Origin of the sequence: Holophaga foetida DSM 6591 (assembly GCF_000242615.2) — a bacterium.
GTDB lineage: Bacteria > Acidobacteriota > Holophagae > Holophagales > Holophagaceae > Holophaga > Holophaga foetida.
Map to the genome: position 1 here is coordinate 2,374,827 of NZ_KI912268.1, position 11,512 is coordinate 2,386,338.

General features: G+C 65.1%; 10 protein-coding genes. 7 read left to right on the top strand and 3 right to left on the bottom strand.

Annotated elements, in window-relative coordinates:
- The first annotated feature begins 29 nt into the window (after window positions 1–29).
- The 4 genes from HOLFODRAFT_RS0210635 (at window position 30) to HOLFODRAFT_RS24855 (ending at window position 6,586) form a co-directional block, all read left to right on the top strand.
- Window positions 30–1,061, top strand: a complete 1,032-nt coding sequence (locus HOLFODRAFT_RS0210635; protein WP_005033208.1) for a PDDEXK nuclease domain-containing protein — start codon at window positions 30–32, stop codon at window positions 1,059–1,061.
- Between the two features lie 4 nt (window positions 1,062–1,065).
- Window positions 1,066–3,492: a TOTE conflict system archaeo-eukaryotic primase domain-containing protein gene (locus tag HOLFODRAFT_RS0210640; protein WP_005033209.1), complete on the top strand. Its 2,427-nt coding sequence runs from the start codon at window positions 1,066–1,068 to the stop codon at window positions 3,490–3,492.
- 124 nt (window positions 3,493–3,616) lie between these two features.
- On the top strand, window positions 3,617–6,175 hold the full coding sequence (locus HOLFODRAFT_RS20590) for a DEAD/DEAH box helicase (protein WP_005033211.1): 2,559 nt from the start codon (window positions 3,617–3,619) through the stop codon (window positions 6,173–6,175).
- Between the two features lie 267 nt (window positions 6,176–6,442).
- Window positions 6,443–6,586, top strand: a complete 144-nt coding sequence (locus tag HOLFODRAFT_RS24855; protein ID WP_158412945.1) for a hypothetical protein — start codon at window positions 6,443–6,445, stop codon at window positions 6,584–6,586.
- Here the strand turns inward: HOLFODRAFT_RS24855 and HOLFODRAFT_RS0210650 are convergent.
- Window positions 6,583–6,870: a host attachment protein gene (locus HOLFODRAFT_RS0210650; protein WP_005033213.1), complete on the bottom strand. Its 288-nt coding sequence runs from the start codon at window positions 6,868–6,870 to the stop codon at window positions 6,583–6,585. The two genes, HOLFODRAFT_RS24855 and HOLFODRAFT_RS0210650, sit on opposite strands and share 4 nt — an antisense overlap.
- Window positions 6,871–6,925: 55 nt before the next feature.
- The gene (locus tag HOLFODRAFT_RS0210655; protein WP_005033214.1) at window positions 6,926–7,381 is read right to left on the bottom strand and encodes an aminoacyl-tRNA deacylase; all 456 of its coding nucleotides are present in this window, start codon (window positions 7,379–7,381) and stop codon (window positions 6,926–6,928) included.
- A 200-nt stretch (window positions 7,382–7,581) separates the two neighbouring features.
- Here HOLFODRAFT_RS0210655 and HOLFODRAFT_RS0210660 point away from each other — a divergent pair, with 200 nt between their 5' ends.
- Together HOLFODRAFT_RS0210660 and HOLFODRAFT_RS0210665 are read left to right on the top strand one after the other, a co-directional pair.
- On the top strand, window positions 7,582–9,426 hold the full coding sequence (locus tag HOLFODRAFT_RS0210660) for a peptidase U32 family protein (RefSeq protein ID WP_026939242.1): 1,845 nt from the start codon (window positions 7,582–7,584) through the stop codon (window positions 9,424–9,426).
- Window positions 9,423–10,688: a BaiN/RdsA family NAD(P)/FAD-dependent oxidoreductase gene (locus HOLFODRAFT_RS0210665; protein ID WP_005033218.1), complete on the top strand. Its 1,266-nt coding sequence runs from the start codon at window positions 9,423–9,425 to the stop codon at window positions 10,686–10,688. Before HOLFODRAFT_RS0210660 ends, HOLFODRAFT_RS0210665 begins: the two co-directional genes overlap by 4 nt.
- On the opposite strand, the gene HOLFODRAFT_RS0210670 is transcribed toward HOLFODRAFT_RS0210665, so the two are convergent.
- A complete protein-coding gene (locus tag HOLFODRAFT_RS0210670; protein WP_005033220.1) occupies window positions 10,685–11,113 on the bottom strand; it encodes a TFIIB-type zinc ribbon-containing protein in 429 nt (142 codons plus the stop codon). The two genes, HOLFODRAFT_RS0210665 and HOLFODRAFT_RS0210670, sit on opposite strands and share 4 nt — an antisense overlap.
- A gap of 133 nt (window positions 11,114–11,246) precedes the next feature.
- On the opposite strand from HOLFODRAFT_RS0210670, the gene HOLFODRAFT_RS24495 reads away from it, so the two are divergent.
- Entirely contained in the window at window positions 11,247–11,366 is a 120-nt protein-coding gene (locus HOLFODRAFT_RS24495; protein WP_043486594.1) for a VF530 family DNA-binding protein, read from the top strand.
- The last annotated feature ends 146 nt before the right edge of the window (window positions 11,367–11,512 follow it).

Here is an 11,512-nt window from a genome sequence, read left to right on the forward strand (position 1 = left end):
CCCAGGCCAGAATGAACTGCGAGGTCCCCATGTCCCACCTGCCCAGCACCTATGTCGGCCTGCTCGACGAGCTCAAGGGCCGGATCCAGGCGGCCCAGACCCGGGCCGCACTGGCAGTCAATGCGGAACTGGTTCGCCTCTACTGGGAGATCGGTCGGATCATCCTGGAGCGCCAGGAGGCGGAAGGTTGGGGAGCCCGGGTGGTGGATCGCCTGGCCCAAGACCTCAAGGAGGCCTTCCTGACCATGAAGGGGTTCTCCTCCCGAAACCTGAAGTACATGCGCACCTTCGCGGAGCGCTGCCCGGATTTCCAAATTGGGCAGCAAGCTGCTGCCCAATTGCCCTGGTTCCACATCGTGACCCTCCTGACCCAGGTAAGGAGTGACTCCGAGCGTGAGTGGCTGGCCGTTCAGACGGCCCAGCAGGGCTGGTCCCGAGCCACCCTCCAGGCCCACATCAAGAACCGCCTCTTCGAGCGCCAGGGGCAGGCCGTCACCAACTTCGAGGACCGCCTCCCGGTCTCCCAGGCCGCGCTCGCCCAGGAGAGCCTGAAGGATCCCTACCTCTTCGACTTCCTGGGGCTCGGCGAGGAGGCCCTGGAGCGGGACATTGAATCCGCCCTGGTCCGCCACATCACCCGCTTCCTGCTGGAACTGGGCGCGGGCTTCGCCTTCGTCGGCCGCCATTACCGCCTGGAGGTCGGCGGGGAGGAGTTCTTCATCGACTTGCTCTTCTACCACACGCGCTTGAAGTGCTACGTGGTGGTGGAACTCAAGGCCGGCGCCTTCAAACCCGAGCACGCGGGCCAACTGAACTTCTACCTCTCGGCCGTGGATGCCCAGGTGAAGTCACCGGAGGACAAGCCCACCATTGGCCTGCTTCTCTGCAAGACCAAGAACCGCATCGTGGCCGAATACGCGCTATCCGGCATCGAGAAGCCCGTGGGTGTGTCGGAGTACCAACTGGTCCGGGCCCTACCTGAGCCCCTGGATACAACGCTCCCGACCATTGAGGACATCGAGGAAGAACTGAGCGGCGATATGGCTCCCGGGGAACCCTGAGGCCATGCTGCTCCGCGAGGACTTGGCCACCCAGCTGGAACTGTTGGAAGCCCGTTTGACGGAACGGCTTAAGGAGACCGAAGGCATACGTGCCCAGATCGAAGAGATTCGAGCTCAGCTTCAGGCCACGGATGCGGCCCACGCGCCGGATTCCTCACACAGCGGCCCCCAGTCTCCTGCCGAGAAGGTGGCGCTTTTTCGAAGCATGTTCCGTGGTCGCGAGGATGTTTATCCGCGTCTTTGGATCAATGCCAAACGTGACAGGAAGGGCTATGCGCCGGTCTGCGCGAACGAGGGCAACCGCACCCTCTGCAACAAGTTCAAGGTCAAATGCGCTGAATGCCCGAATCGACGCTTCGCTCCCATGGATGACCGTGCGGTGCTGGACCACCTCCAAGGCCGTCATGTCATCGGCGTCTACCCCCTGCTACCGGACGAGACTTGCTGGTTCCTGGCCGCCGACTTTGATGGTGAAGGATGGAAGGAGGACGCGACGGCCATGCTGGGCACCTGTCAGCGGTATTCCATTCCGGCCGCCTTGGAAAGGTCTCGATCCGGGGAGGGAGCGCATCTCTGGATTTTTTTCATGGGCCCGGTTTTCGCCGCGACGGCTCGCAAGCTCGGCTCCTTCCTCCTCACGGAGACAATGAATCGACGCCCTCAGTTGAGCATGAAGTCCTACGACCGCCTGTTCCCGAACCAGGACACCATGCCCCAAGGGGGATTCGGCAACCTCGTCGCGCTTCCGCTCCAGCAGGAGGCCCGCCGACAGGGGAACACCCTGTTTCTGGACCAGCACCTGGATCCACTTCCAGATCCATGGGCCTATCTCGCTGGACTGGGACGCATGCCGACGTCTCAGGTGGAAACTTTGGCGGAAGCTGCCACTCGTCAAGGGAGGGTGCTCGGAATCCGTTTCGATCCTCTCGATGACGGATTGGATGAAACACCATGGGAACGCCCCCCTTCGAGGAAACCGAAGAAGGCGCGGATCGAGGGCCAGATTCCCCCAACGATCAAAGCCGTCCGCTCGCACCAGGTTTTCGTCGAGAAAACCGGCCTGCCCGCAGGCCTTCACGCCGAGATCAAGCGCTTGGCTGCTTTCCAAAACCCAGAGTTCTACCAGAAGCAGGCCATGCGTTTCTCCACTTCAGGAATTCCGCGCATCATCTGCGCCGCCGAGGAGCACCCAGCCCACATCGCCCTCCCCCGGGGCTGTGAGGAGGAACTCCAGGAGCTTCTTGCGGAATATGGAAGCGCACTGGTCATCGAGGACCGGCGATGCATGGGAGACCCTCTGGAGGTGTCTTTCCAGGGGCAGCTCACCGAGGTCCAGCGGACAGCCGTGGAGGCCATCAGCGCTCACGCTCTCAGCATCTTTGTGGCTCCGCCTGGCACCGGGAAGACCGTCTTCGGCGCCCACATGGTTGCCCTGAGAGGTGTGAACACCTTGGTGCTGGTGCACCGGAAGCCCCTGCTTGACCAATGGCGCGCCCAGTTACAGGCATTCCTTGGCCTCGGGCCGAAAGACGTCGGGCAGATCGGAGGCGGAAAGCAGAAGGCAACTGGACGGATCGATGTGGCGATGATTCAAAGCCTCGCCAGCCGGGATGGCGTGCTGGATCTTGTCGGCAGGTACGGCCAGGTGATCGTAGACGAATGCCACCATGCCCCGGCTGTCTCCTTCGAGCGGGTGATGCGGGAGGTGAAGGCGCGCTATGTGCTGGGACTCACGGCAACCCCCTACCGGCGCGACGGCCTTCAGCGCCTGCTGCACTTCCAGTGCGGCCCCATCCGGTACCAGGTACATCCCCTTTCACAGGAGGGACAGCATCCATTCGCCAACCGGCTGATCGTCCGGGAGACGCGCTTTTTTGCACAAGGAACCATCCAGGATCTCTATGCCGCGCTCGTCACGGACCCGCTCCGGAACGCCATGATCATCCAGGATGTGCGTCGGGCTTTGTCTGAAGGGCGATCTCCCATCGTGCTGACCGAACGCCGAGATCACCTCAACCTCCTGTTGGAAGCCCTAAAGGACGCGGCGACCTATGTCGTAGCACTCCACGGAGGCGTACCCGCCAAGGCCCGTCGGATGGCCTTGCAACGGCTTGCCGAAGTCCCTCCATGCGAACCACGCCTCATCCTGGCCACGGGCCGCTACATCGGTGAAGGCTTCGACGACGCCCGACTGGATACCCTCTTCATGGCCATGCCCATCGCCTGGAAGGGCACCCTGGTCCAGTACGCCGGACGCCTCCACCGGCTGCACCCCGGGAAGGAGGAGGTTCGGATCTATGACTACCTGGATGACGCCCTGGCGGTCTTCAGAAAAATGTTCGTGAAGCGCATGAGAGGGTACAGGGCGATGGGGTACCAGGTCGACGACTCAATGATGTTGCCCGGCCTGGAAAAGCTGGATGGATGCTGATCCAGGCCAGTACGCGGTCCAGAGGAGCCCACCGGAGTGCCATAACCCCAAAGCCTCCACGTCCATCCTCGCCTCCGAAAGTCTCGCATTTCCGGGATAACCTTGGTAACGGAAGGAGGCACCCATGGGTCGCACGATCAAGCTGAACGCGGTTCGCCACCCCGCGCCTGCCCACCCGGACTACACGGACCTGGATCAGGTGACCGCCTTCGAGCGCAGCGTGCGAGTTCATCGTGCCCATCAGGAGGCCTTCGAGGTGATGAGCGCGGAGGGTCGCGTGGACAGCACCTGGCAAGCCCGGGGAGAATCCGGCGAGACCTACCACGTGGACCTCGTGGACCGCAGCGGCCTGCACGATGTCTGCGACTGCCCCGACTTCCTTTCGAACCAGCTGGGCACCTGCAAGCATCTCGAGGCAGTCCGTCGGGCAGTGGGGTCACGAAAGGACCTGGCCGCCGCCTTCGCCCGGCTCCCCCTGGAGCCTGTGGTGCCCACCCTAGGCACGAGGATGGGAGAAGACCTGGGGCTGGCCGCCCTCGGTCCGTGGACCCGTCAGCTCGGGGAGCAGGTGGGCCTGAAGGTTTCCGCACGCGAGCCCCGGCGGGTGGCGGGGAGGCCGTGGCCCGCGCCGGGCCTCCACACCCTCCCCGGGGGAGACCAGGTCCGGGTCACCTACGGAGCCGCAGCCTTGGCCCTGCGCATCGACAAGCGCACCGCGATGCACCAGCGCCGGGAGAGCTTCCTCTCCGCCCTGGCCGAGAAGCGCGTGGGGCTGGATGTGCTGCGCACACCCCTCTTCCCCTACCAGGAAACCGGCGTCAGGCACCTCGTCGCCCAGGGCCGCGCCCTGCTCTCGGACGACATGGGCCTGGGCAAGACGGTCCAGGCCATCGCCGCCTGCGAGGTGCTCCGCAGACGGGGCGAAGCCCGCACCATCCTGGTGGTCACCCCCGCCAGCCTCAAGGACCAGTGGGCCCGGGAGATCGAACGTTACGCGGGAGCCCGTGCCGTGGTCCTGGGGAAGGGCATGGAGGGCCGCACAGCCGCCCTGAATTCGGACGCTCCTTACAAGATCCTCAACTACGAGCTCACGCACCGCGAACTCTCGCGGCTCAAGGAGCTGGACGCGGATGTGCTCATCCTGGACGAGGCGCAGCGGGCCAAGAATTTCCGGACGCGCACCGCCACCACCCTGCGGGCGATCCCCTCCCGCTTCCTCTTCGTGCTCACAGGCACGCCGGTGGAAAACCGCCTGGACGATCTCTACGCCCTGCTCCAGCTGGCGGATCCCGAGGTAATGGGTCCGCTGTGGCGCTTTAACTTCGACTTCCATATCCAGAACCCCAAGGGCCGCGTCACAGGCTGCCGCAACCTGTCCCGACTCCGGGACCGGGTCGCCTCTGTGGTGCTGCGCCGCCGGAAGGAGGAAGTCCTGGACCAGCTCCCGGCCATCACCGAGCAGACCCGCTACACGGAGCTTTCCAAGGAACAGCGGGAGCTGGAGGATTCCCACCGGAGCTCCGCAGCCCAACTGCTGGCCATCGCCGAGCGCAGGGCCCTCACCCCGGCGCAACAGAAACAACTCCAGGGCGCCCTGCTCAAGGCGCGCCAAGCCTGCAATGCCCTGGAGCTTTGCGACCCCACGCGCAAGAAGCAGGCGTCGCCGAAACTGGATGAATTCGAGGCGCTGGTGGCCGAGATCGCCTCAGAGGGCAGCGTCAAGATCCTGGTGTTCTCCGAATGGGTGGAGATGCTGAAGCTCGCCGCTACCCGCCTGGAGCGCCAGGGGATCGGCTGGAGCATGCTCACAGGCGCAGTCCCCACGGAAAAGCGCCCTGCCCTGCTGGACCGCTTCCGGGAGGACCCCACCATTCAGGTGCTGCTCTGCAGCGACGCGGGGGGCTCCGGCCTCAACCTGCAGGTGGCGAGCTACGTGATCCACCTGGACCTGCCCTGGAACCCCGCCCGTCTGGACCAGCGCAACGGGCGAGCCCACCGTCTCGGCCAGACCCGGGGTGTTTCGGTGACCTACCTGTGCGCCCGGGAGGGCATCGAGCGGGGGATCGAGGGTACCCTCGAAGGCAAGCGCGCAGTACGCGGTGCCGCCCTCGACCCTGGCAGTGAGGTGGACGAGCTCGAATCCCAGGGCTTTTCCTTCGTGCTCACCCAGCTGCGCGATTCCATGGACTTCGCGGAGGAACCCGTGGCCGCGGATATCGAGACAGAGGTCGTGGCACCCCCGACACCGGTTCTGGAGACGCCCACCCATGCCGTCCAGGAGCGTTCGCAAAGCGGTTCCCCACGGAGCGCCCCTCTTCGTCAGCGCCCTGATCAGCGTCTCAGACTCGCCCGCATCGTGCTCGAGGCCGGCTTCCCGGAGGATGCACTCAAGGCCGCCTATCAGGCCCTTGCCGGGACCCTCGTTGCGAAGACGGATGCCCCTCCCCCCGCAGGCCATGCGGAACTGGTGGGCATCCTCTATCGCGACCTGCTGCCCCACGGGAAGGCCCCCTTGGCCGCTGCAGGGCTGTTAGCGAAACTCCACGACCTCTGCGGGCTCGAAGCCCAGGGAATCGCCCTGCCCGAAAACCTGGTCGCTGCCGCCATCGAGGAAACGGAGGCAGCGGTGGCGGATCTGGGGAGAACCTCGTCCATCCCGTCACTCTGCGACGCCAGGGATTGAGGGGCTGCAACTCTCCCTACCAGGGCAACTCCAGCGCTTCCGCCGGGAACTGGAACAAGGTCGGGTCAAAGCCGCAGCCAACCATGGGACAACTCCAGGCGGGCGCATTCAGTCTAGGCGCTCTGGGGTTTCCCATGCACCCATCGTCATTGAGCCCTGAAAGCCTGGATGCGCACCATCAGGTGGAACCAGAACAGCTCTCCCCGGCATCCAAGTGGCACCTGAGCCCCCAAGCGGAAAGCTGCCGTTGGGGGGTGGGAGGTGCCTGTGAACAGCGAGCTGTATTGCACCGAATGCGAACGCTACCTGGAACCGGGGCAGCTCTGCCCCTGCTTCGAGGGAACTCCTGGGCTGTCAGAGCCCCAGAATTCTCACCCGGACACCGATGCACCGGGCGCAGGGAAGGTCTAGTGCCACACACCTCCATGGATCCGGGCACTCAGTTCCTGGACCTCCAGGGTTGTGTAGTCCTTGTCCAGGGAGGCCACCACGCATTTGGAAAGGGTTCCACCCAGCGCATTCCTGAGGAGCCCCAGGAAGTGCGGCGGTGCGGTGAGGACGAGCTCCTTGATGTGTTCCCTGGCGCCCGGGCAGGTGAAGCCTTCCAGTTCCACCAGGCCGCTGCGCATGCCGAGATCCGCAAAGATCCGCGTCCGGCAGGCATCCGAAACGAGAACCCATGTTTCGTTGTTCATGGTTCCTCCGTGAGAGTGGGTGTTGAATTCAAGCCCTGGGAATCCGAGGCCCGACCTACATGGACAGGGCCTTGGGCTTGACCAGCCTTTCGAGGTCCGCGTAAGCCATGCGGACCAGCTCCGTATGGGTTCCGGCATTGAAGGCGATCTCGGCGTCGGCAGCAAGGCGGGGATCCACGAAGACCTCCATGCCGAAGAGATTCCCAAAGGGCGGCATGGCCCCCAGTTCACACCCCGGAAAATCCCCCAGGAACTCCCCTTCCGTGGCAAGCTCGGCGGAGACGGCCCCGGCACCCTGGCGAAGGCGCTCCAGATCCACCTTCTGGGTGCCCGGCAGGACGGCCATGGCCAGTTTCCCGTCCAGTTTCACCACCACGGTCTTGGCGATCTCCTTCCCTTTGATGTGGGCGGAAGCCGCGATCTCCAGGGCAGTATAGGCCTGCGAGTGGCTGATGGTGACGTATCTCACGCCATTGGCGTCCAGGTAATCCTTCAGCTTTGTCATTGGCATGGCAGCCCCCTTTGTCGAGAAGCGGTCACAAGGATGGGTCCGTCCAGCAATAAATCCACATGGTAAAAGACGCGGTTATCCCGATGACCATGGCAAAACGTTCCCATTTGGCGATTGACTCCACAAGGCGTCTGAAGCATCCCCAGATCAAGCCAGCCGCCATAACATCGGCCATTGAGCTCACTGGTAGTCTGGAGGGAATGGGTCTGGAACTGCTCGCTCCCGCTCGGAACGCGGAACAGGGGATTCTCGCGCTGCGGTGCGGGGCAGATGCGCTCTACATGGGGCCCGCCCGTTTCGGGGCCCGACAGGCGGTGGGCTGCGATTCAGCCGCCTTCGAACAGGTGACCCGGGAGGCCCGCCTCTGGGGTGCCAAGGTCTACGCCACCCTCAACACCCTGCTCTTCGACACGGAACTGGAGGAGGCCCGGCGCCTCGCCTGGGAACTGTACGAAGCCGGGGTGGATGCTTTCATCATCCAGGACATGGCTTGGCTGGAGCTGGACCTGCCCCCCCTGCCCCTCCACGCAAGCACCCAGGCGGTCTGCGACAGCCCTGGGAAAGTGGCCTTCCTGGCGAGTGCGGGCTTCAGCCGGGCCATCCTGGCCCGGGAGCTCAGCCTCTCCGAGATGCAGGCCATCCACGCTGCCGCGGACATCGAACTGGAGGCCTTCGTCTACGGCGCGCTCTGCGTGGGCGAAAGCGGCCGCTGCTACCTCAGCGGCGCCATCTGCGGGCGCAGCGGCAACCGGGGGGAGTGCGCCCAGCCCTGCCGCGCCCTCTGGAACCTTGTGGACGCCTCCGGCCGCACGATCCTGCGCAACAGGCATCTCCTGAGCATCCGGGATCTGGATCTTTCCGGGCACCTGGAGGACCTGGCGGACGCGGGCGTCACGAGCTTCAAGATCGAGGGGCGACTCAAGGACGCGGACTACGTGAAGAACGTGGTCAGCCACCTGCGCCAGAGGATGGACGCCCTCCTGGAGCGGCGACCAGAGCTGGGAAGGGCCTCCCTGGGACGGGTGGGCCACAGCTTCGCCCCCGATCCCTCCAAGACCTTCCAGCGGGGGCTTTCCACCTACCGCCTCCAGGGTGAGCGGCAGCCCATGGGCACCTTCGATCGGGCAGGGCATCTCGGCGAGTTCATCGGCGTGGTGGGTTCGATCCAGGCGGACCGCCTGGTGCTGGACCAGACCACGGAGCTCCACCCCGGGGATGGCCTCGCCTTCCTGAGCGGCGATCAGGTGACGGGCACGGTGGTGAACGCTGTGGAGGGCCGCCAAATCTTCGTCCAGGATCCCTCGAGAATCCAACGGGGCACCCGCCTCCACCGGAACATGGACCTCCATTGGCTCAGGGCCATGCGAAGCGCCAAGGTGGAACGCCGCCTCCCGGTGAAGGGCAGGCTGGACTTCCCGGAGGGAGCCGTGCGCCTCCGCCTGGAAGACGGGACAGGCTTGGTGGCCGAGGCCCGCCTGCCGGGCGAGTTCGAAGCGGCCCGGGATCCCGAGGCCGCCAGGAGCGCCATCCGGGAAGCCCTTGGCCGCCTGGGGGGAACGCCCTTCGTGCTCGAGGATCTGGAAGTGACCGAGGCGCTCTTCGTGCCCGTGGCCCGCCTCAACGCGCTGCGCCGGGAGGCGGCGGCGACGCTGGAGGCCATGCGCAGCGCCCCTCGCCCCCGGGAGAAGCGCCGGTCGGCATCCACTCCGATGCAGCCCCTGCCCGCATCCGAACTGGATTTCACATGGAATGTCGCCAACCAGGCCGCCCGCGCCTTCTATGAGCGGGCAGGCGGCAGGATCCAGGAGAGGGCGGCGGAGTTGCAGGCCAGCCTCACGGGCCGGGTGGTCATGACCACCCGCCACTGCCTCCGCTTCGAGATGGGCTGGTGCCCGGTCCATCCCAACCCCGAGCCATGGAAGCGTATGCCCGAGCCAAAGGGGCCCATCTTCCTGGAGAACGGTCCCACCAGCCTGGAGTGCCGCTTCGATTGCGCCCGCTGCAGGATGGAGCTGGTGCTTCGGGCAGGAGCGCCGAAACCGTGAAGAGAAAAGCCTATGATGCCGTGGTGATCGGCGCGGGACCGGCGGGCCTCCTGGCGGCGGGACGGGCGGCCATGCTGGGCGCCAGCGTGCTGCTGCTGGAGAAGATGGAGAAGCCCGCCCGCAAGCTGAGAATCACCGGGAAAGGGCGGGCCAACATCACCAACATGAAGCCCCTGGAGGACTACCTCAAGGAGATCCATCCCGAGCCGAGATTCCTGCGCCAGGCCTTCGCGTCCTTCTTCAACCAGGACCTCGTGGCCCTGTTGAACGGGATGGGGCTCGAGACCAAGACGGAGCGAGGCGAACGGGTCTTCCCCGTCAGTGACAAGGCCTGGGATGTCGCGGAAGCCCTGGTCGCATGGGCCAAGCAGCAAGGGGTGGAGATCATCCACCACGCGCGGGTGGAGAACCTGATCCTCGAGGAGGACCGCTTCGTCGGCGTCATGGTCGCGGGACCCGGCGCCCCGGAGAGGATCGACGCCACGTGCGGCATTGTGGCCACCGGCGGCCAGTCCTATCCCGCCACGGGTTCGACGGGAGACGGCTTCCGCTTCGCCGGACAGGCCGGGCACCGGATCGAGCCCCTCAGGCCCTCCCTGGTGGGCATCGAGACGCACCCAGCCTGGCCGGGTGCCCGGGGTTTGAGCCTCAGGAACATCCAGATGACCCTTTGGATCGATGGAAAGAAGCAGGGAACGGAGTTCGGAGAGGCCGAATTCACCGAGAAGGGGCTCGATGGCCCCATCGTCCTGAAGCTGAGCCGGAGGATTGTCGACGCCAGAGCCGCTGGCCGGAAGGTCGAAGTGAGCCTCGACCTGAAACCGGCCCTCGACCCCCAGAAGCTTGAGGCGAGACTGCAACGGGAGATCGAGAAACGCGGAAGCGGCACCTGCGGGGATCTGCTGAGGGCGCTCCTGCCTCCCCAGCTCATCGAGGTTTACGCTCGGGCCCTCGGGCAGTCCCCCGCCGCCCCGGCGGCCCGGTTCACGGGGCCGATCCGGAAGAAGCTCCTGCTTCTCCTCAAGGAACTGCGCTTCGAGGTCGTCGGCCACGGCGGATGGGAGCGGGCCATCGTCACCGCTGGCGGCGTGTCGCTCAAGGAGATCGACCCCAAGACCATGGCATCCAGGAAGGTCGAAAACCTCTATTTCGCGGGGGAGCTGGTGGACCTGGACGCCAATACCGGGGGATTCAACCTCCAGATCGCCTTCTCCACGGGCTGGCTGGCGGGAGAGTCCGCCGCCCGGAAGCTTGCCCTTTAGCCTCCGTGCAGGAACCTGTGCAGCCTTGCCAGGATGCCGTGCTCCACCCCGGCCAGCGCATTGATCTCCCCGGCGTCCAGCCAGACCCCTCCGCACTGGGTGCATCGGTCCACGGAGACGCCATGTTCCTGCACCTCCTCCAGCTCAACGTGGCAGCGGGGACAGCGCTGGTGCGAGAGGGCCTGCCTCTCCGCCAGCTCCCCCGGGGTAGCCGCCCGGAGCCGTTCCCTGGCCTGGATCCATCGGGTGTTGAGTTCCTCACTGAGGAGCATCCCCTTCTTCGCCCGCTCGACCGCCTCCAGTTCACCCTTGTCGAGCCAGATCCCATCGCAGCTGGAGCACTGGTCGATGCGGATCGTCTGGTAGCAGAATTCCAGCAGTTCCATCCCACACTTGGGGCAGTAGCCCTGATCTCGCGCGTCCATGGCATCCCTCCGGGGGTCAACCTGACACAGGTATGATCGGGCTTTCCCTGAGGTTTCCTGATTATCGGCCCGCACCCGGGGCAGTCATGCTTCCATGGATGTGGCGGCCCTCTCCGCCGAGAGAGAGCTCCCCATGGTAGATACCAGCCATACCGATCCCCTGCACGGCGTCACGCTGGAGCAAGTCGTAACGCGTCTGGTGGAGCACCACGGATGGGAAGAGCTGGGCCGTCTCATCGAGATCCGCTGTTGAACGAAGCCGCTCCGCGGCGGGGGTGGCGCCGTGTGGCGGGCCCGCGCAGTAAGAAAGCTAGCAATTCCATGTAAATGAAGGCTCCTTGGTCATCGCGATGTTGACGCATCGCCAGACGACTGTCAAGCGACATGAAAATTAACCCA

Coding starts and splice junctions, on each gene's coding strand:
- HOLFODRAFT_RS0210655 (WP_005033214.1), bottom strand. CDS start 7,381: ATGCCAATGACAAAGCTGAAGGATTACCTGGACGCCAATGGCGTGAGA.
- HOLFODRAFT_RS0210635 (WP_005033208.1), top strand. CDS start 30: ATGTCCCACCTGCCCAGCACCTATGTCGGCCTGCTCGACGAGCTCAAG.
- HOLFODRAFT_RS0210660 (WP_026939242.1), top strand. CDS start 7,582: ATGGGTCTGGAACTGCTCGCTCCCGCTCGGAACGCGGAACAGGGGATT.
- HOLFODRAFT_RS0210640 (WP_005033209.1), top strand. CDS start 1,066: ATGCTGCTCCGCGAGGACTTGGCCACCCAGCTGGAACTGTTGGAAGCC.
- HOLFODRAFT_RS20590 (WP_005033211.1), top strand. CDS start 3,617: ATGGGTCGCACGATCAAGCTGAACGCGGTTCGCCACCCCGCGCCTGCC.
- HOLFODRAFT_RS0210650 (WP_005033213.1), bottom strand. CDS start 6,870: ATGAACAACGAAACATGGGTTCTCGTTTCGGATGCCTGCCGGACGCGG.
- HOLFODRAFT_RS0210670 (WP_005033220.1), bottom strand. CDS start 11,113: ATGGACGCGCGAGATCAGGGCTACTGCCCCAAGTGTGGGATGGAACTG.
- HOLFODRAFT_RS24495 (WP_043486594.1), top strand. CDS start 11,247: ATGGTAGATACCAGCCATACCGATCCCCTGCACGGCGTCACGCTGGAG.